This is a genomic window from Agathobacter sp. LCP21S3_B2 (genome assembly GCF_052118705.1).
Taxonomy (GTDB): Bacteria; Bacillota; Clostridia; order Lachnospirales; family Lachnospiraceae; genus Roseburia.
Window position 1 is genome coordinate 121,879 of the sequence record NZ_JBQKGQ010000009.1, and the last position, 23,795, is coordinate 145,673.

18 protein-coding genes are annotated in these 23,795 nt (G+C 42.7%); 2 read left to right on the top strand and 16 right to left on the bottom strand.

What is annotated here, in order from left to right; all coding sequences use genetic code 11:
- Positions 1 to 13: 13 nt before the first annotated feature.
- The 10 genes from holA to argC all read right to left on the bottom strand — a co-directional run bounded on the left by holA (position 14) and on the right by argC (position 11,014).
- Positions 14 to 1,015 (bottom strand): DNA polymerase III subunit delta, encoded by a 1,002-nt coding sequence (holA, locus tag ACTQ1L_RS08355; RefSeq protein WP_441366535.1) that lies wholly within the window; start codon positions 1,013 to 1,015, stop codon positions 14 to 16.
- The gene (locus ACTQ1L_RS08360; RefSeq protein WP_441366536.1) at positions 999 to 3,374 is read right to left on the bottom strand and encodes a DNA internalization-related competence protein ComEC/Rec2; all 2,376 of its coding nucleotides are present in this window, start codon (positions 3,372 to 3,374) and stop codon (positions 999 to 1,001) included. The genes holA and ACTQ1L_RS08360 overlap by 17 nt, the downstream gene beginning before the upstream one ends.
- Positions 3,375 to 3,425: 51 nt before the next feature.
- Positions 3,426 to 4,358, bottom strand: coding sequence for a GerMN domain-containing protein (locus tag ACTQ1L_RS08365; protein ID WP_321111209.1), 933 nt, complete (start codon positions 4,356 to 4,358; stop codon positions 3,426 to 3,428).
- 10 nt (positions 4,359 to 4,368) lie between these two features.
- On the bottom strand, positions 4,369 to 5,820 hold the full coding sequence (locus tag ACTQ1L_RS08370; protein ID WP_441366538.1) for a sensor histidine kinase: 1,452 nt from the start codon (positions 5,818 to 5,820) through the stop codon (positions 4,369 to 4,371).
- A gap of 33 nt (positions 5,821 to 5,853) precedes the next feature.
- Entirely contained in the window at positions 5,854 to 6,546 is a 693-nt protein-coding gene (locus ACTQ1L_RS08375) for a response regulator transcription factor (protein ID WP_321111213.1), read from the bottom strand.
- 10 nt (positions 6,547 to 6,556) lie between these two features.
- Positions 6,557 to 7,225, bottom strand: a complete 669-nt coding sequence (locus ACTQ1L_RS08380) for a helix-hairpin-helix domain-containing protein (protein ID WP_321111215.1) — start codon at positions 7,223 to 7,225, stop codon at positions 6,557 to 6,559.
- A gap of 68 nt (positions 7,226 to 7,293) precedes the next feature.
- The gene (locus tag ACTQ1L_RS08385) at positions 7,294 to 8,511 is read right to left on the bottom strand and encodes an aspartate aminotransferase family protein (protein ID WP_441366541.1); all 1,218 of its coding nucleotides are present in this window, start codon (positions 8,509 to 8,511) and stop codon (positions 7,294 to 7,296) included.
- On the bottom strand, positions 8,501 to 9,403 hold the full coding sequence (gene argB / locus ACTQ1L_RS08390) for an acetylglutamate kinase (protein ID WP_012742452.1): 903 nt from the start codon (positions 9,401 to 9,403) through the stop codon (positions 8,501 to 8,503). Before argB ends, ACTQ1L_RS08385 begins: the two co-directional genes overlap by 11 nt.
- An 11-nt stretch (positions 9,404 to 9,414) precedes the next feature.
- Positions 9,415 to 9,879, bottom strand: coding sequence for a GNAT family N-acetyltransferase (locus ACTQ1L_RS08395; protein ID WP_012742451.1), 465 nt, complete (start codon positions 9,877 to 9,879; stop codon positions 9,415 to 9,417).
- A 76-nt stretch (positions 9,880 to 9,955) separates the two neighbouring features.
- Positions 9,956 to 11,014: an N-acetyl-gamma-glutamyl-phosphate reductase gene (argC, locus tag ACTQ1L_RS08400; RefSeq protein WP_015516289.1), complete on the bottom strand. Its 1,059-nt coding sequence runs from the start codon at positions 11,012 to 11,014 to the stop codon at positions 9,956 to 9,958.
- A 274-nt stretch (positions 11,015 to 11,288) separates the two neighbouring features.
- Between argC and ACTQ1L_RS08405 the strand changes: the two genes are divergently transcribed.
- Positions 11,289 to 12,515 (top strand): argininosuccinate synthase, encoded by a 1,227-nt coding sequence (locus tag ACTQ1L_RS08405; protein WP_321111224.1) that lies wholly within the window; start codon positions 11,289 to 11,291, stop codon positions 12,513 to 12,515.
- Between the two features lie 44 nt (positions 12,516 to 12,559).
- Here ACTQ1L_RS08405 and ACTQ1L_RS08410 read toward each other — a convergent pair whose 3' ends face one another.
- From ACTQ1L_RS08410 to ACTQ1L_RS08420, 3 genes are all read right to left on the bottom strand, one after another.
- Entirely contained in the window at positions 12,560 to 13,417 is an 858-nt protein-coding gene (locus tag ACTQ1L_RS08410) for a DUF2225 domain-containing protein (protein ID WP_441366544.1), read from the bottom strand.
- Positions 13,418 to 13,460: 43 nt separating this feature from the next.
- Positions 13,461 to 15,146, bottom strand: a complete 1,686-nt coding sequence (locus ACTQ1L_RS08415; RefSeq protein ID WP_441366545.1) for a glutamine--tRNA ligase/YqeY domain fusion protein — start codon at positions 15,144 to 15,146, stop codon at positions 13,461 to 13,463.
- Positions 15,147 to 15,232: 86 nt separating this feature from the next.
- Positions 15,233 to 16,075: a rhomboid family intramembrane serine protease gene (locus ACTQ1L_RS08420; protein WP_321111352.1), complete on the bottom strand. Its 843-nt coding sequence runs from the start codon at positions 16,073 to 16,075 to the stop codon at positions 15,233 to 15,235.
- Positions 16,076 to 16,381: 306 nt separating this feature from the next.
- Between ACTQ1L_RS08420 and ACTQ1L_RS08425 the strand changes: the two genes are divergently transcribed.
- On the top strand, positions 16,382 to 20,632 hold the full coding sequence (locus ACTQ1L_RS08425; RefSeq protein ID WP_441366547.1) for an acyl-CoA dehydratase activase-related protein: 4,251 nt from the start codon (positions 16,382 to 16,384) through the stop codon (positions 20,630 to 20,632).
- A gap of 317 nt (positions 20,633 to 20,949) precedes the next feature.
- Here the strand turns inward: ACTQ1L_RS08425 and ACTQ1L_RS08430 are convergent, their stop codons facing one another.
- From ACTQ1L_RS08430 to ACTQ1L_RS08440, 3 genes are all read right to left on the bottom strand, one after another.
- Positions 20,950 to 21,294: a hypothetical protein gene (locus ACTQ1L_RS08430; RefSeq protein ID WP_441366549.1), complete on the bottom strand. Its 345-nt coding sequence runs from the start codon at positions 21,292 to 21,294 to the stop codon at positions 20,950 to 20,952.
- Between the two features lie 136 nt (positions 21,295 to 21,430).
- Positions 21,431 to 21,757, bottom strand: coding sequence for a DUF4190 domain-containing protein (locus ACTQ1L_RS08435; RefSeq protein WP_441366551.1), 327 nt, complete (start codon positions 21,755 to 21,757; stop codon positions 21,431 to 21,433).
- 180 nt (positions 21,758 to 21,937) lie between these two features.
- Positions 21,938 to 23,659 (bottom strand): AAA family ATPase, encoded by a 1,722-nt coding sequence (locus ACTQ1L_RS08440; RefSeq protein WP_441366553.1) that lies wholly within the window; start codon positions 23,657 to 23,659, stop codon positions 21,938 to 21,940.
- Positions 23,660 to 23,795 lie beyond the last annotated feature (136 nt).

The following is a 23,795-nucleotide window of genomic DNA, read 5'->3' on the forward strand; positions in this document are numbered from 1 at the left end:
GGTTTATTTTATTTCATTCTGTGTCCTTATCTGTCATATCAGCAGAATACTTCACTATAAAAAGCTCTACTGCCATCTGATCATTCATCCGGCCTGTCTTCACAGCCTCCTCATAGGCCACTCCGTCCTGCACTGCACGCTTTAAATCATCAAGCGAATATGCCCTGCACTGTGCCTGATATTTTCGTACAGCCCACTCCGGGCATCCGGCCTTTGATGCGATATCCTTGTTGCCAAAGCCTTTATTGACCATGGCCTTTACTGTCATCAATATGTTGAACTGGCGTGAAATCAGATACATTATACGCATTGGCGGCTCCTTTAGAGCCAGAAGATCATAATACAGATCAAGCGCATGCTTCTTCTTGTGCGAGGCTATCGCATCAACCATCTCAAACACCTTATTTTGTGTCTGCTCAGTTGTGACCGCCTCAACATCCGACAGCTCAATCACATCTTTATCCATACAATAGCAAATAAGCTTTTCCAGCTCTTTATCTATATTTTCCATATCGGTACCGGTTTTGGCTATAAACTGATTGTAAGCAGCCTGACTCATGCCTTTTCCCTCTTTTTTAATGCGCATGCCAATCCATCTGGCAAGTGTATCATCCGTCTGTTCCTTAAACTCTACCGGATTACCGCATTTCGAGGCTGCCTTATAGAGCTTTGAACGCTTATCGACACTTTCCTCAACAAATATAAAATGAGTGCTTTCAGGAGAATCCTTCAGATATTCACCAAGCTCATCACCTGCTTTCGAAAAAATCCCTGCATCCTCTATAAGAATAACTCTACTATCCGCAAAAAAGGGCAGTGTTTCAGCAAGATCTATGATTTCCTTCTGATTGATTCCATCGCCCTCGAACGAAGAAAAATTCATGCTGTCACCATCATTTACCATTGCTTTTATAAGCTTATCCCTATACTGCTTTATGAGATATCTTTCTTGACCATACAAAAGATAAGCCTTTTTAAAATCCATATTCTTTATATCATTATCTATTGTTTTCATATATAGCACTCTCTTTATATTTAATCTGTCCGCTTTCCATTGTATAGAAAATGCGGCTGCCTGCAGCTTCAATCCTGTTAACCGCTTCATCAGCCGGATGCCCGTAGCGGTTTTCTTTAGCACATGAAACTGCTGTCCATTTTGGATTAATTGCCTCAAGCCACTGTGTACTGCTCGAATACTTAGAACCATGATGATCTGCTTTGTAAAAATCCGCTTTCAGCCCGTCTCCATACTCACTCACAAGCTTTTGCTCTATTTCAGAGGGAATATCTCCGGCAAAAATGCCGCTGAAATCACCGTCTGTAAGCTTAAACGACAGACACATATCATTTCTGTCCTCATAAAAATCATCATTTCCCGGATATAGACACACTATGCTTTCCTGTTTATCAGCTTGATTGTCATCATTTACATGTGTCATCTCAATCACGTCTCCTGCCGACAAAAAAATGACATCCACTCCAAATGTATGTGCTTTTTTAATCAGCTCAGCCATAGCCTCATCCGTCCTGGCTGTTTCTGCCACCACAATATGCTCTATTTGATAGCCGGATTCAAGCACTTCTGCAAGCCCGCTTATATGATCGTTGTCAGCATGCGACACAAACCAGTACGATATGTGAGAAACACCATTATATTTCAAAAAAGGAAGAATGATATTTTGACCAACCTGCTTTTTGTCCGTGCTGCCACCGTCTATAAAAATCTCGCAACCCGAATCAAACCTGTAAAATATGCCATCTCCCTGTCCTACATCAAGTACATCAAGCTCTTTTGTGTGTGACGGCTTTATTACAAGAACACACATTAAAAAAACAGTGCATACGACTCTCCTTATTCTTAATTTTACCATATATTCCTGTTTTTTATCATCTTTTTTTCGTTTTAATACCTTAACACTTATTATAAAAATCATAAACCCTGTATAAAACACAAAAAGCTTCCACAATGGCAGACTGCCTGTAATAATGTCTGCACCTGGAAGAGTGATAACAAACCGACATAAAAACTCATACAATCTTAACACAAAAAAAGCGGGCAGCACCAGTATTTTTCCAGGAATCGCAGCAATACAGCCGGCTGCCGAGGCAAAAAGCCCCGAAATAAAAATAACCGGCAAAAGCGGAATGACCAGAAGATTGACAAAAACCGCATAGAGTGGAATCTCATAATAATTCATGGCAACAACCGGCAGCATTGGAAGCTGTATCGCCACCGAACTCCAAAATTTGTCCGATAATTTAAGCCATCTGCTCTTATCCTTTTCCCTGACATCTGAAATCATAAAAGGAACTACAATACCTATACCAAGAATTGCCACAACTGAAAAGATAAAACCGGTATACCCTATAGTAAACGGATTATCCCACAATATCACCATAACCATAAACCCAAGCGAATTGAGCATGTCACCGGTACGTCCGAAAAAAGCCGCAAGCATAGTGAGAATAAACATTCCGACCGCGCGCTTTGTAGACACAGCATTTCCTGTCATTACAGCATAGCTTAATATAAGAGGTGTCACAAAAAGAAATGAAGCAAAAAAGCCTGCTCCTTTTCTCCTTAGAAGCCTGTAAAAAGCCACACCGACTATTGATATATGGAGTCCGGAAATAGCAAGAATATGCGATATTCCTGTCACCTGATATAAATCCTTTATATCCTCGTCAAGAAATGCCTTATCGCCCAACAGCATCGAAGAAAGTACTCCTGCCGTCTTCCCATCCGTCACATCAATAAGTGCCTCTGACATATTGTCTCTAAGCCTTTGAAGTCCATGGTAAAACCATGCATATTCCGGTAGCTTAGCCTTAATTTTTCCGGTTTTCAGGCCAAAGTCTATTCCCTGTGAGCTGTAAAAAGCCTTTCTGTCAAATTCACCCTCATTTGTCGCACTGCTAAAAAGCTTCACATTTCCATCTGCTCTCACATAATCTCCAAGCTTTGCCGCTTCCTCATCGCAATACAAAATAACACTGCCACACACAGAGAACTCACTATCAGGTGACATTTTCCCTGCAACTGTACAGTCTGACAGATAAAACCTGTATGAGCCGTTCTTATATTCAGTTTTTGTAATCTTTCCCCAGACAACGACAGCCTTATCATCTGTCATATACTGCATATAACTGTCACGAAAGTCAGACTTCACACTGTATCTAGCCTGTGCTGTAAAAAAAAGCATAATCGACATAAAGACAAAGCACCCAAGCCTTCTCCTGTATGTATTTACTTTTTCCCTGACTGTGAAGCATTCACAAAAAATGATGCATACACATGTCACAAAAAGCCCATATCCGTATAGCCTGCCAAACTCCTTTGCAACAATTCCCGCAGTATAGACCAATGCAAACATAAACATTGGTCTTTTACTAATCTTCTTTTCCTCCCGAGCTTAATTTAATGCTTATTCTGTGGATTCTTCTTCATCCACTATATCCTTGTTAAATTCATACATGTTATTCAACTTATAATTGTATAGCAGTGTGCCGTCATTCTCTCCGTCCACCGAAATCTGCACCTTATCAACCGAAGGCAGTGATGTGAGCGAATTGACCAGAGAATACAGCACGACATCCTCTGTCAGCTTATTATCAATTGTATTTCTGAAGGATGAATCAAAATTAAGATAACATATTCCATCAGATACCGAAATATTGATAAGCTTAGTGGTATTTGGAAGCGTAGCCTGAAGCTTTGACCCTCTCGGTCCCTCAATAAGCTGTTCAACAACCAGCTTCTCCAGCGAAATATTTGAGCTGTAATGTATAACACGGGTCTGTTCTTTAAGCCCGGTGCCCTCTTTATCCGCAAAAAAAAGCGTCAGAGTCTCCTTGACACTGGAATTAATCTGCTCTCCCGGATTCTCCACAAAATCATCCGCATTCATACTGCCTATCACTTCTCCGTCAGAATTCATAAGCGGAGCCTTGTCAACGGTAAACATCACATAGGTTATCTGCTTAAGCTGCGTCAGCGTCCTTACAACAGAGGCCCTCATAAGTACCTCCTCTGCCGCCGTCATATCATAATATGATTTAGAAAAGTCAATAGTGCATGAATACGCGTTTTCTTCATGCTTTTTTATCTCAACATCATCCGGAATAGTCTTGCGAAGCTTTGAATCATCAGGCTTTGATGAAAGCTTGTCCAGCAATTCATCAACCTGTTTATCAACACTTTCATCACTGCCTTTCAGCTCATACTTCTCAGGCACGGTGGCTGTAGCATCTATATTCAGATAAAAAATGTCTAATGTATTGCCATCATCCTTTTTTTCACAGCCTGTAAAGGAGAACATCATGATGCATACAACTATAAGTGCTATTATTTTTTTCATGAAAAACCTCCTATGCAATATAGTTAAGCGGTATACGCACATCAAAGGTGGTACCTTCCCCAAGCACACTGTGAGCCTTTATTGCACCTCTGTGCATCAAAATTGAGCTTCTGGTAATGGCTAAACCAAGCCCGGTTCCTCCAATTTCCCTGGAGTGCGATTTGTCAACCCGGTAAAATCTCTCATAAATGTGCTCAAGGGATTCCTCAGGGATTCCAATTCCATTGTCCTCAACCTTTAAATAAAAATACTGGTGATTAGCATTTAAGGACACATGTACCCATCCGCCACTCTCATTATCATTATACTTTATGGCATTTTCAATCAGGTTGGTAAACGCTAACGTCAGCTTCACCTCATCAATCTCCGCCGTAACAGGTCTGAAACTCTCCAATACAAGCTCAACCTGCTGCTTATCAGCAATCGGCTGCAGTCTTTTAAGAATCTGTTCAAGCAGATCATTGATGTTTACGCTTGTAATGTTAAGATCTGCCGCTGACTTATCCATCTTTACAAGCGAAAGCAGATCGTTGATGATCTTTGTCTCCCTGTCAATCTCGTTTGTGATATCTCCCATAAACTCTCTGTACATCTCAACAGGAGCCTCATCACCCATACAGTTTATAGAATCAGCAAGCACCTTCATTGATGTAAGAGGAGTCTTTAACTCATGCGAGACATTCGATACAAATTCCTGTCTGGACTCATCCATCACCTTCATTCCGGCGATAAGCTCATTGAAATTCTGACTTATCACAGCCGTCTCCGTATAATTGTCTACATCAAGCTGCTCCTTGCCAAAGCCATCCTTAATGTCAGATATCTCATCAGAGAGCTTTTTTAACGGAGTAAGCATCTGAAGCAGAATAAGTATTCCAAAGAATAACAGCACAGCACCTGCAATTATAGCAACTGTGACAGCTATCTGAGTCAGATATGACATATTGAGCGAAATATTATCCGTTGAAACACTCACCACAAGTGCTCCCTCTATCTTTGCTTCCTTGTCATTGGGATTACTTATCGGAACTGATAACTCAATATAATGATTTTTCGAATCATAATTTGTGATTTCCGATGAGGCAAATGTCTTTATAACCTCCTCCGAAACTATGGTATTTCCATTATCCAGATTATAAGTATCCTTTATAATCCTGAAATTTTTGTCTACGATAAGCACCCGGCCCTCATATATGGTTGTAAGCATATCTATCTGGGCGTCGATATTGCTCAAATCGCCGCCCTCTTTGTCAAAATATTTACTTGTAGATATCTTATTTGCGAGAATCTTTGCCTGACTGAGTACTTCGCTTTCGCGGATAGATATTGCCCTGGACTCATAGGTGTTTAATATGCCAACGCAAAGCACCACCTCCGGAACCAGAACAAGAACAAAAATCATAAGAATCAGTCTGAATCTCAGACTTTTTAAAAATGCAAATCGTAACTTTCCCTTAAACATCCGAGAACCTTTCTGTAAAAAAACTGTAAAATATTACTTCTGGTTGTAGTAATAGCCCACACCCCATTTGGTATGCACATACTTTGGCTCACTCGGGTTTGTCTCAATCTTTTCGCGAAGACGTCTGACATGCACATCAACAGTCCTCACATCACCCGGGTAATCCTTGCCCCATACGAGATTGAGAAGACTCTCTCTGCTATACACTTTATTCTCATTCTTGACAAGAATCTCCAGCAGCTCAAACTCTCTGGCTGTCAGATTTATTTCCTCATCGTTTATGAACAGGCGTCTGCTGTCACAATCAAGCTTTATATCGCCCTTTTCAATCACGGAGGTCTGCTCTTTTACTACCTTTGCCGGTGAAGTACGACGCATTATTGCCTTGATTCTTGCCTTTACCTCAAGTATATTAAAAGGCTTAGTGATATAGTCGTCTGCTCCGTACTCAAGTCCCAGAATCTTATCCATATCATCGCCCTTTGCCGTGAGCATTATTATAGGTACCTCCGAGAACTCTCTTATTGCCTGACACACCTCAAACCCATCCATCTTCGGAAGCATTACATCCAGAAGAATCATGTCATAAGCATTGGATTTGGCCAGATTCAATGCCTCCTCACCATCGTATGCACAATCCACCTCCATATCGTCCTGCAGCAGGCTGAAGCGTATTCCTTTTACAATTAACTTTTCGTCGTCAACGACCAACACTTTTTTTGCCATTTATATACTCCTAATTTACTGTTATATCATCTTTTATTTTATTAAACATCGCTTCCCCGATACCTGAAACATTGGTAATATCCTCAATAGCAGAAAAATCACCATTCTCAGTGCGATAGTCAACAATGCTTTTTGCTTTGCTCTCACCTATACCTGAAAGTGTTGTAAGCTCCTCAACGGAAGCAGAATTTATATTTATCCTGCCATCAGAAGCTTTGGTATCCGCGTCATCTGCCGCCGGGCGACCATTCTCCGGAAGCAGATCAGACTTCAGCTCCTCTGTCGTTGGGAAATATAACATCTCGCCATCGTAAAGCTCCTCAGCAAGATTCCAGAAATTTCTGTCTGCATCCTCAAGCATACCACCCGCCATATCAACCAGATCGCATATTCTTGAACCGGGTTTTATTCTGTACACTCCTGGGTTTGCGACCTGTCCGCAAATATAGACACACCATTCAGTAGAATCAGAATCTGCAGATTCAGCCTTTGCAGAACTGCTTTTTTCAGAATCGCTTTCGATATCCGAAACCTCTTTCTGTCCGTTTACATCACTTGAAACCACAGCCTTCTGCTCCGTTTCAGAAGCAAAATGTACTGTGGCATCATCCTTTTTACAGCCGCAAAATCCAAACGCAATTGTCATAATTAACGCACTAATTAATATTCTTTTTTTCATTAATAATAGTCTCCTTATGAAATATTACGTATTCATAATCTCAAAGGAGAATTGATGTCGTTTCTATTTTACAGACTTTTTGACAGTATTACAAGTGTTGTTTCAAGTTTTTCTATCATTTCGTCAACATCACTCTTTTCGATAACAAGAGGAGGCACAAATCTAAGCACATTGCTGCCTGCCGTGATGACTATCAGGCCTTGATTTAAAGCCTCTGCTGAGACCTTTCCTACAGGAAGGCTGCACTCCACGCCCTGCATGAGTCCCATCCCCCTTCTGGCTGTGAGACAGTCGAATTTTGCAACAAGCTCATCAAGCATCTTCTCCAGGTAAGGTGCAACCTCCTTTACATGGCTTACAATGTCAAGACGCTTAAACTCATCAAACACTGCACTTACTGCGGCTCCTACGAACGGATTGCCACCGTATGTGGTGCCATGGTCGCCCGGTGCAAGGGATTTGTCAGCCACCCTCTGTGTCATGAGAAAGGCACCAACCGGCACACCACAGCCGAGTGCCTTCGCACAGGTCATGATATCAGGCTTCACATCATAGTTCTGCCATGCGAACATCTCGCCACTTCTGCCCATGCCGCACTGTATCTCGTCAAGGATAAGAAGAATATCCTTTTCATCGCAGAGAGCTCTCACTCCCTCGATAAACTCCTTCTTTGCCGGGTAAATACCGCCCTCACCCTGAATGGTTTCCATAATAATGGCGCAGGTTTTGTCTGTCACCTGAGCCTTAACGCTCTCTAAATCATTGAAATCCGCAAACTTAACTCCCGGCATAAGAGGCTCAAAAGGCTCCTGATAATGCGCATTGCCTGTAACAGAAAGCGCTCCGATGCTTCTTCCGTGGAAGGAATGGTTCATGGCAATTATCTCATGACCTGCATGACCGTCTCTTGTAAAGGCATATTTCTTTGCAGCCTTGATAGCTCCCTCAATAGCCTCTGTACCACTGTTGGTAAAGAAAATACGATCCATTTTGCTTGCCTTAAGCACCTTGTCTGCCGCCTCGATGACAGGCGCATTGTAGTAAAGGTTTGATGTATGTAAAAGCTTATCAACCTGTGCCTTTAATGCCTCCTTGTGGTGCTCATTGCTGTAACCAAGTGCACATACAGCTATTCCTGCGGCAAAGTCCAGATATGCATTGCCGTCTGTATCATAAAGATGTACTCCCTCGCCGTGATCGAGTACAAGTGAAAATCTGTTGTAGGTATGAAGCAGTTCCTTTTCTGCCTCATCAATGTATGACTGTTTATCCATATTATTGCTCATTGTTAAATTTCTCCTCCGAATCTCCAAGAATAGCTGTTCCGATTCCTCTGTTTGTGAATATCTCAAGCAGTAAGCAGTGCGCGATACGTCCATCAAGAATATGTACTCTTGAAACTCCGTTATCGATAGCATCTATGCAGTTGTTGAGCTTAGGAAGCATGCCTCCGCCGATAAAGCCATCACCTATAAGCTTCTTTGCATCTGAGACTGTAAGCTCTGAAATAAGAGTATTCTTATCCGAAGGGTCCTTGTATACACCCTCGATATCCGTGAGGAATGCAAGCTTTTCTGCTGAAACAGCTCTGGCGATAGCGCACGCAGCATCATCTGCATTGATATTGTATGTATTGTATTCGTCATCAAGACCGATTGGACACACGATTGGAAGGAAGTCCTTCTCTAACAGGTCATAAAGTATCTTTGGATTGACATCAGTGATTTCACCTACAAAGCCTATATCCTCTCCGTTTGAATACTTTTTCTTAACCTTTAAGAGGCCACCGTCCTTGCCACTCACTCCCACAGCCTGCACACCAAGCTCCTCAACGAGTGTGACGAGAGATTTGTTTACTTTATTCAGTACCATCTCGGCAATCTCCATTGTATCGGCATCAGTCTTTCTGAGTCCGTTTACAAATACAGGCTCCATACCGACCTTTCCTACCCATTTGCTGATTTCCTTGCCTCCACCGTGTACGATGATAGGCTTGAAGCCGACCAGCTTGAGAAGTGTGACATCCTGGATTACCTGCTTTTTAAGCTGTTCATCAACCATTGCAGAGCCGCCGTACTTTACAACGATAATCTTTCTGTTAAATCTCTGTATATATGGAAGTGCCTCAATGAGCACCTGTGCCTTTTCCATTACCTGTTCCATGTTCTTATCTGCCATTGTACTGCTCCTTATTTGTTAAATCTTGTTATATTTTCTTCGTTAAGTGTGAAATCATAGTAGTTTAAGTCTTCTCTGAATGTCCATCCCTCTTCCTTCCAGAAGTGGTTTCCCAGCTCATTCACTTTGAAGGCTATGATTGACACCTTGTTGATATGCTCTGCCTGAAGTGCTCTCATGCAGGCAACCACCATGCTCTTTCCGATGCCGCATTTTCTATAATGCTCATCCACGCATACATGATACAGGCAGCCTCTTCTGCCATCGTGTCCGCAGAGTATGGCTCCAACTATCTTTCCATCTTCTACCGCTACAACACTCGTAGTCGGATTTCTCTTAAGAAATCTAAGGACTCCCTCTCTTGAGTCGTCAATAGAACGGATTCCAAAGCCGTGGATGGTCTGCCAGAGGCTGTACACCTCGTCATAGTCATCTATCGTCATAACCCTTATTTCATATTTATTCTCATTACTCATTTTATTAAATCATCCTTATATTTTTATATAACTATCAGCATTATAATGCATCTTTCTGATAATTACTTTCCTATTATTACGGGAACATAGGAACCATATTGAGTCCCTCTGCCTCATCGAAGCCAAATAACAGATTCATATTCTGAACTGCCTGTCCTGCAGCACCCTTTACCAGATTGTCAAGAGCTCCCATCATAATAATTCTGCCGGTTCTCTCATCAATCACAAAGTTTACATCCACATAGTTGCTGCCCTCAACCCACTTTGTCTCAGGGCAGACACCTTTTTTGAGCACTCTGACAAACTTCTCATTTGCATAATACTTATCGTAAACTGCCTTAATCTCATCATATGTAGGAAGTGTTCCATCAGGCTTTTTCTTAAGTGTCGCATACTCTGTAGCGAGGATTCCTCTGTTCATCGGAACAAGATGTGGAGTAAAGTTGATAAGGATTTCTTTTCCGGCCGCATATCCAAGCTGTTCCTCTATCTCAGGTGTATGTCTGTGTGAGGCAACGCCATATGCCTTCATGCTCTCATTTACTTCACAAAACAGATTAGGTGTCTTTGCACCACGTCCTGCGCCTGATGTGCCTGACTTTGCATCGACGATAAGTGTATCTGTATCAATAAGTCCCTCCTTCACAAGCGGATAAGCTGTAAGGATGGAACATGTGGTATAGCAGCCCGGATTTGCAACAAGCCTTGTCTCCTTTGTGACCTTGTCCCTGTTTATCTCACACAGACCATATACAGCCTCATCAATAAACTGCGGCGACTTGTGCTCAATCTTGTACCATTTCTCATATGTGGCTACATCCTTGATACGGAAGTCCGCTGACAGATCGACAATCTTTACCTTACTTAATATATCCTCAGTGAGCACGCCTGCCAAAAAGCCCTGTGGGGTCGCAGTGAAAATCACATCAACAGACTCTGCAAGCTCCTCCATATTGTCATCCATGCACTTTGCATCAACTATCTGAAACATATTTCCATAGATATCGGCATAATTCTCATCCACATAGCTTCGTGAGCCATACCATGCAATCTCTACCTCTTTATGATTCATCAAAATTCTCACGAGCTCTGCTCCGGCATATCCGGTGGCTCCAATAATACCAGCCTTTATCATAGTATTTCCTCTTTTCATATTGTATTTCTGCATAACCATATAAAATGGTTCTGACGCATCATACATAATAATATAGTACAGTATTTTCAATCCGTAAAGAGAAAAATTATACAAAATTATGTATATTTATGCATGAATAATGTATATTTTTTCACTTGCAATATGTAAAGAACTGGTATATATTTATTCTAAAGTAATTATTCAAGGCTTTTAGACACAAAAGCAGTTAATGGTTACCATCATAAAAGAATAAACGAAAAGAGGACACGCACTTATGAAAGAAAAAGTTGTATTAGCTTATTCAGGCGGACTTGATACCACTGCTATCATTCCATGGCTTAAAGAGACTTATGACTATGACGTAATCTGCTGCTGCATCAACTGCGGACAGGGAGAGGAGCTTGACGGACTCGATGAGAGAGCTAAATTATCCGGAGCTTCAAAGCTTTACATAGAGGATATCTGTGATGAGTTCAGTGAGGACTATATCGTACCTTGTGTACAGGCCGGCGCAGTTTATGAGCACAAATACCTCCTTGGAACAGCAATGGCAAGACCGGGCATCGCAAAGAAGCTTGTAGAGATTGCAAGAAAAGAAGGCGCTGTAGCCATCTGCCACGGTGCAACAGGTAAAGGAAATGACCAGATCCGTTTCGAGCTCGGTATCAAGGCGCTCGCTCCTGATATCAAGGTAATCGCTCCATGGCGTCAGGACAACTGGAAAATGGATTCACGTGAGGCTGAGATCGAGTACTGCAAGGCACACGGAATTGACCTTCCGTTCGGCACAGATTCAAGCTACAGCCGTGACCGTAACCTCTGGCACATCAGCCACGAGGGACTTGAGCTTGAGGATCCTTCACAGGAGCCAAACTACGACCATCTGCTCGTATTAAGTGTCACACCTGAGCATGCTCCTGACGAAGGTGAGTATGTTACAATGACATTTGAAAAGGGTGTTCCTACATCTGTCAACGGCAAAAAGATGAAGGTAGCAGACATCATCAGAGAGCTCAACCGTCTCGGCGGCAAGCACGGCATCGGCATCATCGATATCGTTGAGAACCGTGTGGTAGGTATGAAATCACGTGGTGTATATGAGACTCCTGGTGGAACAATCCTCATGGAGGCACATGACCAGCTCGAGGAGCTCTGCCTTGACCGTGCCACAATGGAGGTCAAGAAAGAAATGGGCAACAAGCTCGCTCAGGTAGTATACGAAGGAAAATGGTTCACACCACTTCGTGAAGCAATCCAGGCTTTCGTAGAGTCAACACAGGAATATGTAACCGGAGAAGTTAAATTCAAATTATATAAAGGCAATATCATCAAGGCCGGCACTACTTCACCATATTCACTCTACAGTGAGTCTCTTGCAAGCTTTACTACAGGAGATTTATATGACCATCATGATGCAGACGGCTTCATCACACTGTTTGGTCTGCCACTCAAGGTTCGTGCAATGAAGCTTCTTGAGCTTGAGAACAAGAAAAACAATTAATTGTTACAACCAATAAAAGAAAAAGAGATGTGAAATAACAACAATTATTTCACATCTCTTATTTTTTTAATAATTTCATTCTTTAAATCAAGTGCCTTATCCTTAATGTGTCTAGAAGCACTTTTCGACATAAGTACCCTTGCAACGAGCTTTGAGGCGACATCCAAGTGCTCCAGCCTGAAGTTCATCTGGGCCAGGAGCAAATCAACTGTGTCATGGTTCATTCCATATATCGGGAAATGCTCTGTCTCAACAGCCCGTGTCATTCCATCCAATGCCTGCTCATAATAATAGCTTTCTGACTTTTGTGCATTTACAAGCTCTTCACTGTCCGGTGATTCACCGTCAGCCACAAGATTTTCCAAAAGGCCACGATAAAGCCATGACATCTTAAGACAAATATATGCCTTTTCGCTGTACGGTGCTCTTTTAACAATTGCCGAAAAAAGTGCCAGCTTATATCTGTCTATTGCCTCATCATACGAATATATCAAAGGCACATTTTTATTGCCGGGCTTAAACTTAGCGGCAACCTGTTCCTTAAGAAGCCTTATCTGAATATTCGACACATGTATAAAATCTCCATTCATTGCACTGTAACCACAATGCGGGCATGAGGTGACACCATACTTTACTGTATCAATCCCCTTATATACCGGTCTGAAATCATCATCAGAACCAACAAGACGCACCTTTGATGCTTTTACTGTCAAGGTTTGAAAGTTATCATCGCACACTGGACATGTAACACTCTTTGCAAATACAAAATCCCTTTCATCTTCTGTCTGAACAGCAGCTGCCACCGGAGTATTTACGGTGACCGTCTTTTTTTCACCATCGTACAGGTCATTTATCTCTTCAGGATTCAATCCGAATTTGTCAAGGCCTGACATTAAATCCATATTTTACCTCTATTCTTCTCTTCTGTTTATTTTTAGTCAAAAACTATTTAGCTGTCGGAAGCTTGAATGAGCTCTTTAAGGAGACGATTCTGTTAAATACAGGCTGTCCCTCCTTTGAATCCTTGCAATCTGCACAGAAGAAGCCGTTTCTGACAAACTGGAAGCTATCATAAGCCTTGGCATTCATAAGCTCCGGCTCCACTACACAGTTATCAAGCACTGTGAGTGAATTTGGATTAAGATTTAAGCTTCCGTCCTCATTGTACACTCCAAGCTCCTCATTTACGATATTCTCGTAAAGACGTACAGTTACATGCTTTCCATACTCGGCTGAAACCCAGTGGATAGTTCCCTTGACCTTTCTGCCGTCAGGACTGTTGCCACCCTTTGATGCCGGATCATATGTACAGTGAATCTCTGTAACATTGCCGTTTTCATCCTTCACACAGCTATTGCACTTCACAAAATAAGCGTTCATGAAACGCACCTCATTGCCCGGGAACATACGGAAATACTTCTTCGGCGGCTCCTCCATGAAGTCCTCTCTCTCCACATAAAGCTCTCTGGTGAAAGGAACCTTTCTCTTTCCAAGCTCAGGATTCTCCACGTTATTGTCCACTTCAAGATACTCAACCTGTCCCTCAGGGTAATTGTCGATAATCACCTTGACCGGATCAAGCACAGCCATCATACGAGGGCGCTTAGCCTTTAAATCCTCTCGGATACAGTACTCAAGCATAGCGTAATCAACAGAGCTGTTAGCCTTTGATATACCACACAGATCAACAAAATTCTGGATAGACTCAGGTGTGAAGCCCCTGCGTCTGAGCGCTGCTATAGAAACAAGCCTCGGGTCATCCCAGCCATCAACGATGCCGTCCTCCACAAGACGCTTGATATATCTCTTTCCTGTTACAACATTAGTCAGATAGAGCTTTGCAAACTCAATCTGCTTTGGCGACTCCTCAGGAGAATTCTTAAATCCACATTCAATAACCACCCAATCATACAGTGGTCTGTGGTCTTCAAACTCCAGAGTACATATAGAATGTGTGATACCCTCGATAGCATCCTCTATAGGATGAGCAAAATCATACATAGGATATACACACCATTTATCACCTGTATTGTGATGTGTCATATGAGCCACACGGTAAAGAATCGGATCCCTCATATTGATATTTGAAGAGCTCATGTCAATTCTCGCACGAAGCACCTTTGTGCCATCCTCAAACTCACCGTTTTTCATGCGCTCAAAAAGGTCTAAGTTTTCCTCAACACTTCTCTTTGAGTATGGATCCTCCTTGCCCGGCTCTGTGAGTGTACCTCTGTACTCTCTTATCTCATCAGGTGTCAGATCAGATACATATGCCTTTTTCTTCTTTATAAGTCCTACTGCACACTCATACATCTTGTCGAAATAATTGGATGCAAAAAACTTTCTATCCGCCCAGTCAGCACCAAGCCACTTAACATCGGCCTCGATAGACTCTACAAACTCCAGACGCTCCTTGGTAGGGTTTGTATCATCAAACCTGAGATTGAACTGTCCGTCATACTTCTTTGCCAGTCCATAGTTTAAAAGAATAGACTTCGCATGGCCGATATGCAAATAACCGTTTGGCTCCGGTGGAAATCTGGTCTTTACAGTCTTGCAATGCCCCTCTGCCAAGTCCTTCTCAATAATCTGTTCAATAAAATTTTTCGAAACTGTTGCCTCGTTCTCCATAAATGTTCCTCCGAAAATAATACTGTGTCCATTATAAATTCATCAGTTTACTTTGTCAATGAATTAGAAAAAGTAGTGCATGTATGTTATACGTGCGTATGTGTAAACAGATGATCCTGACAGTATTCCTTGTTGCCGGTGCACTTCGAGCAGTATCTGAATGTTAATTCAGGATTTGACAATTCTGTTCTGCCGCATATATAGCACTTGTGGCGTGAGATGCCACTGCCCGGGCGAGGTTCGGAAAACTGAGCTTTAAACTGTGCCTTTCTCCTCTTCTGGTGCATATTCTGCCTGAATGAGAGCCTGTGCTTGCAGCCATAGATGAATACCAACAGATTTATAAGTGCAAGAACGATTTCTGAGCCGTATGCCAATCCAATCTTCCATCCAAAGCTCATATAGGTATACACATCATATGCAAACATCACGAAGTAAACAAGCACCATCCACTTCATCTTTATAGGAAGAACAAAGTAAAGCCTCACCTCTGCCTCCGGCATCAAAAGACCAAGCATCAGATACATAGATATAAGTATATAGTACATAGTCAGATTGATGGATAAACCTGTCACTGCAAATATAAGCATTCCTACTATATCGTACAGCAAAAAGCCCCCGAAAAAGTACACATTCATCCTAAAAGAGCCAAGATATGACTCCATGCTGTCTCCAAGCGTCCACAGACAGAATATAAATAAAAGCTGAAAAAATGATATGCTGCCGCTCGGCACAAAAATCCAGCTTATAAGACGCCATACCTGTCCGTGCAAAATAGCAGAAGCTGAAAACTGCAGATAATAAAGTACAACATCTCCCTTTGTCAAAAGCAACACACTGCCTATCAGATTCGCAGCGATAAATATTCTAGTGATATTCGGAATCGCTTTACTTCCATATTTTTGTTCTAGTTTGTTAAGCCAGTTCATACATTTTAGCAGACATGGTTTTGATGCAATAAAAAACCACGCGTCTGCATCCTCCTGTCATATTATTGCTGCCTTTTACACTATAGTGCAAAGGGCAACGATTATTACAAAATTTATTATGATAGTTAAATCATACTTTGTCAACGAGACTGCGAATTATTCACAAATTCTTTATAATTATAGTCATTGTAATTTGTCGATATCTGTCGTATAATAATCTCTGTTTTGATAATTGAACAGTTATATATTTTAATAAGAAGAAAGATATATAAAAACATATAAGTAATACATTATGGAGGAACCACTATGGAAAATAACAGCTTACATAAGTTGGGCATTGATATCGGCTCAACAACCGTCAAGATTGCACTTCTTGATGCCGATGACAATATCCTCTTTTCCGATTATGAGCGTCATTTTGCAAATATCCAGGAGACACTTGAGTCCCTTATCAGAAAGGCCTACGACAAGACAGGTGACCTTTCAGTTTGTCCTATGATAACAGGCTCCGGCGGACTCACTCTTGCAAAGCACCTTGAGGTGCCATTTGTACAGGAGGTTATAGCTGTATCTACCGCACTCACACACTATGCTCCACAGACCGATGTGGCAATAGAGCTAGGTGGCGAGGATGCCAAAATCATATACTTCGAGGGCGGTAACGTGGAGCAGCGTATGAACGGCATATGTGCCGGCGGTACAGGCTCATTTATCGACCAGATGGCTTCTCTCATCCAGACAGACGCTACAGGACTAAATGAATACGCAAAAAGCTACAAGGCCATCTACCCTATCGCAGCCCGCTGTGGAGTATTTGCCAAAACAGATATCCAGCCTCTCATCAATGAGGGAGCCACACGCGAGGATTTGTCAGCTTCAATCTTTCAGGCCGTGGTAAACCAGACCATCAGTGGCCTCGCCTGCGGTAAGCCAATCAAGGGACATGTTGCTTTCCTTGGCGGTCCTCTGCACTTTTTGTCAGAACTTAAATCAGCATTTATCAGAACCTTAAATCTCGATGACGAGCACACTATCGTTCCTGAGAACTCTCATCTGTTTGCAGCAATAGGCTCTGCATTAAACTATAAAGACAACTCTGTCACCACACTCTCATCCTTAATCGACCGCCTCTCAAACGGCATAAAGATGGAATTTGAGGTGGCACGTATGGAGCCTCTTTTTAAGGATCAGGCTGATTACGATGAATTTACAACGCGTCACGGCAACAACCACGTAAAGACCGGTGACCTTTCTACATACAAGGGCAACTGCTATCTCGGAATAGATGCAGGCTCAACCACCACCAAAATCGCTCTCGTAAGCGAGGAGGGAGACCTTTTATACTCATTCTACAGCAACAACAACGGAAGCCCTCTTGCGACAGCCATCCGCTCCATCCAGGAGATTTATGCAAAGCTTCCTGAGGATGCACACATCGTACACTCCTGCTCTACAGGCTACGGAGAGGCTTTATTAAAGGCAGCTTTAAAATTGGACGACGGCGAAGTTGAGACTGTAGCCCACTACTACGCAGCAGCATTCTTCGACCCAAAGGTAGACTGTATCCTCGATATCGGTGGACAGGACATGAAGTGCATCAAGATAAAGAACCAGACAGTCGACTCAGTACAGCTCAACGAGGCCTGCTCTTCAGGCTGCGGTTCATTTATTGAGACCTTCGCAAAGTCCTTAAACTACTCAGTTCAGGATTTTGCAAAGGAAGCCCTTTTTGCAAAGAATCCTATCGACCTCGGAACCAGATGTACGGTTTTCATGAACTCAAAGGTAAAGCAGGCCCAGAAGGAGGGCGCATCTGTCGCAGATATATCAGCAGGACTTGCCTACTCAGTAATAAAGAATGCACTTTTCAAGGTTATCAAGCTTTCTGATGCAAGCGACCTCGGTGAAAATATTGTAGTCCAGGGCGGTACATTCTACAATGATGCCGTTCTTAGAAGCTTTGAAAAAATTGCAGGTGTACATGCCACAAGGCCTGATATCGCAGGTATCATGGGTGCCTTTGGTGCCGCACTCATCGCACGTGAGCGCCATGAGGCTGATTACAAGACAACAATGCTCACAATCGACCAGATAAACGAGCTCACCTACACCACAAAGCTCGCACGCTGTCAGGGCTGTACAAACCACTGTCTTTTAACTATAAACAAATTCTCCGACAACAGACAGTACATCACCGGAAACCGCTGTGAAAAGGGTCTGGGCAAGGAGAAGAACAAGGATAACATCCCAAATCTTTTTGAATACAAGAACAAGCGTATATTTGACTATGAGCCACTTGACCCAAAGGATGCTCCACACGGTACAGTCGGCATCCCAAGAGCCTTGAATATGTACGAGAACTATCCGTTCTGGGCTACATTTTTCAAGCGCCTCGGCTTTTCTGTAGTGCTGTCACCACAGTCTACCAGAAAGATTTATGAGATGGGTATCGACTCCATCCCAAGTGAGTCAGAGTGCTACCCTGCAAAGCTCACACATGGTCATATAAGCTGGCTCATAAAACAAAATGTAGATTTTATTTTCTACCCGGCAGTGCCATATGAGCGCAAGGAGTTTCCTGATGCAAACAATCACTACAACTGCCCTATTGTCACATCATACTCTGAGAATATCAAAAACAACGTGGACGAGATTACCTCAGGCGAGGTTAAATTCATAAATCCGTTTATGTCATTTGAGAGCGAGGAAACTATCTCGCAGCAGCTCGTTGCCACCTTCTCAAAGGGTGATTTCAACCTGCCTGAGTCACAGATTCGTGATGCAGTTGCCGCAGGCTGGAAGGAGCTTGCCATGACAAGGCTTGAGATACAGCGAAAGGGCGAGGAAGTGCTCGACTACATGGAAGACACCGGACGTCGCGGAATCGTGCTCGCAGGCCGTCCGTACCATGTGGACCCGGAAATCAACCACGGTATCCCTGAGCTCATCACAAGCTATGGCATCTGTGTGCTGACAGAGGACTCCGTATCCCATCTGGGCGTGCTTGAGAGACCTCTCATCGTCATGGATCAGTGGATGTACCACACCAGACTGTACTCAGCAGCCAACTTTGTAAAAACCCGTGATGACCTTGACTTAATCCAGCTCAACTCGTTTGGCTGTGGTCTCGATGCTGTCACAACCGACTGCGTAAACGATATACTGACAGGCTCCGGCAAGATATACACCTGCCTGAAGATCGACGAGGTAAACAACCTGGGCGCAGCAAGAATCCGTATCCGCTCGCTCCTTGCCGCCATAAGAGTCAAGGAAACCAAGCATGAAAAGCGTGACTTAAAACCGTCTAACTACGAGCGTGTTGTATTCACCGAGCAGATGAAAAAGGACAACTACACCATCATCTGTCCTCAGATGTCACCTATACACTTTGATCTTCTCGTGCCAGCCTTTAAGGCAGCCGGCTACAATATGGTCATACCGGATATCCCTGCAAGGGAATGTGTGGACGTGGGACTTAAATTCGTAAACAACGATGCCTGCTACCCTTCACTCATTGTCGTGGGACAGATTATGGCAGCCGTCAAATCAGGCAACTATGATATGACACACACAGCTATCCTCATCTCACAGACAGGTGGCGGATGCCGTGCGACAAACTACATCGGCTTTATCCGTAGAGCCCTAGAAAAAGCAGGATATCCTGATGTACCTGTTATCTCAATCAACATGGTAGGTCTCGAGAAAAACCCGGGCTTTAAGTTTACTCCAAGCCTTATCCAGCACGGACTGTATGCACTTGAGTTTGGCGATATCTTTATGCGCTGTCTCTACAGGGTACGTCCTTATGAGAAAGAGCCGGGAAGTGCCAATGCACTTCATGAGAAGTGGAAAAAGAGAGTCATCGACTTTGTAGGCAACACAAAGATGCTCTCTCACAAGAAATACAAAAAGATGTGCCGCGAAATCATAAGGGATTTCGACAATCTGCCTATGACAGATGAGGTTAAACCGCGTGTCGGCGTGGTCGGTGAGATTCTCGTCAAATTTCTGCCTGCAGCAAACAACTATGTGGTTGACCTGCTCGAAGCTGAAGGAGCCGAGGCTGTAGTGCCTGATCTGACTGATTTCTTACTCTACTGCTGCTACAACACGAATTTCAAGGCTGACTATCTCGGTGCTTCTAAGAAAGCTAAGTTTATGAACAACCGACTTATCGCCTTCTTCGAATGGCTCAGAAAGGATGCAAGGGATGAGCTGGCTAAGAGCAAGCATTTTGAGCCAACCGCTCACGTGCAGGATCTCGCAGAGTATGCTTCTCCTATCGTTTCTTGTGGTAATCAGACCGGTGAGGGCTGGTTTTTGACAGGTGAGATGCTTGAGCTCATCAATGAGGGCGTTACAAACATCATCTGTGCACAGCCTTTTGCATGCTTACCAAACCATATTGTGGGTAAGGGAGTTATAAAGAGAATCAGACATGATCATCCGGATGCCAATATCGTGGCTATCGATTATGATCCGGGTGCTTCTGAGGTGAACCAGCTGAACCGTATTAAGCTGATGCTTTCTACGGCACAGAAGAAACTTAAGAAATAATGGGGAATTGCACTGTTATTGCTAGTGGGACGAACCCGGCGCAGCCGGGGCATTCTGTCCTTTCCCGCATGAACTACGCAGCTAAGTGTCTATACGAATTGCATATGCAGGTTGTGGCTTTTTGACACAACCGGCTTTTATGCGCCGTCCATGGCGCATAACACCTCGCCCATGCGTCCATGCATGGGCGTTGTTGGTTTTCGTATGCAATTCTACAGACTCTAAGCAGCTTCGTATATGCGGTCAAGGACAAAAGCCTCGGCTGCGCCGGGTTCTGTCTTTGGTAACTTTCCACTTTTTTATGTGCAGATGTTTCCTTATTTTAAATGATTCAAAATCTCATCATATTGGGTATACATCTTCTGCACTTCATTTTCCAATGTATAGTAGTGCATGATATATGGCACCAACAGCACTAGGAATAACAGTGTGAGTACCAGAAGCATCAGATTACTTATCATGATGGATGCGATTATTGACATCATGGTGAGTATGGCAAAGGTTACTGTCACTATGAGGTGCACGAGGCGCTCATGCTGGAAGAAGGCTATTTGTGTCAGGTGTTCCTGCAGTATTTTCTTCCACTCTTCTTTTGATATCTTATCAGGATTGGCAAGCAGATTGTCAATCTTAAGTCTATAATTAATTATTCGTTTTTTCATTTTATTTTCCACCTTTCCTAATACGTACTTTTTTATTTTAATACAATGATAATTGAATCTAAAAATCCGCTATACCAACCTCTGGCATAGCGGATTAAAAAATAAAATGCAATTAAAGATATCACCTGTTATGTGATTATAACTGGTTCAAGACATTTGATGTTTGCAGATAAACACCAGCAACAGCATTGATAACTGCAAGTACGATGGTAATAATTGACATAACAATACCAGCGGTTGCCATGCCCTTTCCACCATTTTTCCTGCCTACGATACCGAGGATAAGTCCTACAATACCAATAGGTCCGCCAAGGATTGGAATACACCAGAATACCAGACCGATAATACCAAGTACCATAGATGCAATTGACATTCCCTTCTTTTCCTCCATCGGCGGCATAGGCGGTATATTTGGATTGCCCTGCTGATTCGCCTGATCATACATATTGAAGTTGTCGCTCATAACTATTCTCCTCCCTTTCTTTTGTTTAAATGATATAATAACTGTCACTGTAATTTGTAACCATGGAGTATCATAACATACTTTGACTATGAAAGCAATATATTTTTCATTACCGGATGCAACATCCCAGATAGTTACTGTTCACACCTAACAGTGTGACCAGAAACGATTACAGCCAATTTAAAATTTCTCTCCAACCACCCTGCACCGTTTCCTGCAAAAAGCAATGCCATAGGCTAAAATATCACACCTGCCCTCATCACGCAGAGTCTCATCATAGCGCTTGTCCTTAATCTGCGTTATCGCAGCCTCGCACGCTGCGTCAAGTTCCTTCATCTCCTTAGCATACTTCACCTCTATAACGATTCCCGCATCAGGATCCTCCGGCATGATTAAAATATCGCTAAAACCATCTCCCGACTCACGATTCGACTTGATAAGCCAGTCCGGATTGCTGCCTCGCAGTAGACCGAGAAGTAAGCCATGATAGAAATTCTCCTTCATATCATCAGGCGCCTTGGTGTCAAGTATGCTTATCATGCGGCTCATCACGATATTGAGCTGCCTTGCAACCTGTTTCTCATCTTTATCCAAAATTGCGCTTGATAAAAGCTTCATTGTATCATTTTCATTAGCTACAACCGCCTTGAACCACTCCTGAATCTGCAAGATAAAAACCTCGCGTACTTCCTTATTCGGAATGACAAGCCTGTACGCGTAGCTCTCGCTGTCAGGCAGCTTGACCTCGCCAATTTTGGTGAGATATCCTGTGGTAAAGAGCACACTCCACAGATTGTCAATCGTATTATCAATCTCATCATAAGTCAGGTCGAGACGAAGCTGCTTCTCCACAAATCCACCTGCCACGAGCTTTTCAATCTCATCTCTCGTGGTCTGGTCAGCCTTGTCCACAAAGCGCTTCACCATATCATTGCCACTGCTGTTAATCCAGAAAGCACTCGGTCTGGCCAACGGATCTGAAACAAGCTTCTTTGCAAAATTAATCACATCCCACGGACAATATATATCTGCATTACCGAAATGATATCCATCATACCATTCCTTTACATCCGGGTACCTTTCACTCCTGTCATAGTCTAAAAGCAGCTTCATGACCTCATCATCAGTGAAGCCAAACTGTTCATCATGGTCGATATCCACAATAGAATTAATTTCAAAATTGTTGAGCCCTGTAAAAATGCTCTCCTTTGACACGCGAAGGCAGCCTGTAAGCACAGCAAACTGTAAAAACTCATTAGTCTTGAGCGCCTTTCCAAAGAGTCCTCTGATAAGTGAAACCATCTCTTTATAGTAACCATTCTGGAATGCCTTATCGAGTGGAACATCATATTCATCAATTAATATTACAGTCTTTTGTCCAAAATGCTTATATAATAATTGAGATAAAATCTGCAGACTTGATACAAGCGCTTTTTCATCCATTGTATTCGTTCCATCCTTCAATGCAATGATCGCCTTATAGCGCTTTTTTTCATTTTCTGACAAATATTCACTATCTTCCAAAAAGCTGAATCTTTCTGCCTCTATTCCTATAAGCTCAGTAATCATATATCTTGCATCGTCAAAGGAACGTCCTTCAACACTCTTGAGTGACAGAAAAATAACCGGGTACTTGCCCATATGCTCATCACAAAGTACTTTGTTTCCAGAAATATATAAGCCGTCAAACAACGATTTATCTGCGCCTATCTCAAAAAAGCTCTTGAGCATGCTCATATTGAGTGTCTTACCGAAACGCCTAGGGCGGGTAAAAAGAGTCACCTTCCCCCATCCCTGTAAAAGCTGCTCAATAAGCCTTGTCTTGTCAATATAATAGAAACCCAATTTACGAATTTCCTCAAAATTTTCAATTCCAACAGGTAACTTCAAAGTATTTGCCATAAAAGCCTCCAAAAAACAATCCGCTATACTTAATACTAGTATAGCGGATTGCCATGCAAAATACAATTCAAATCATTGCATTGTCGACACCATTTATTGTATAATTAAGTAAATAAACACTAAGAAAACTTTTTAA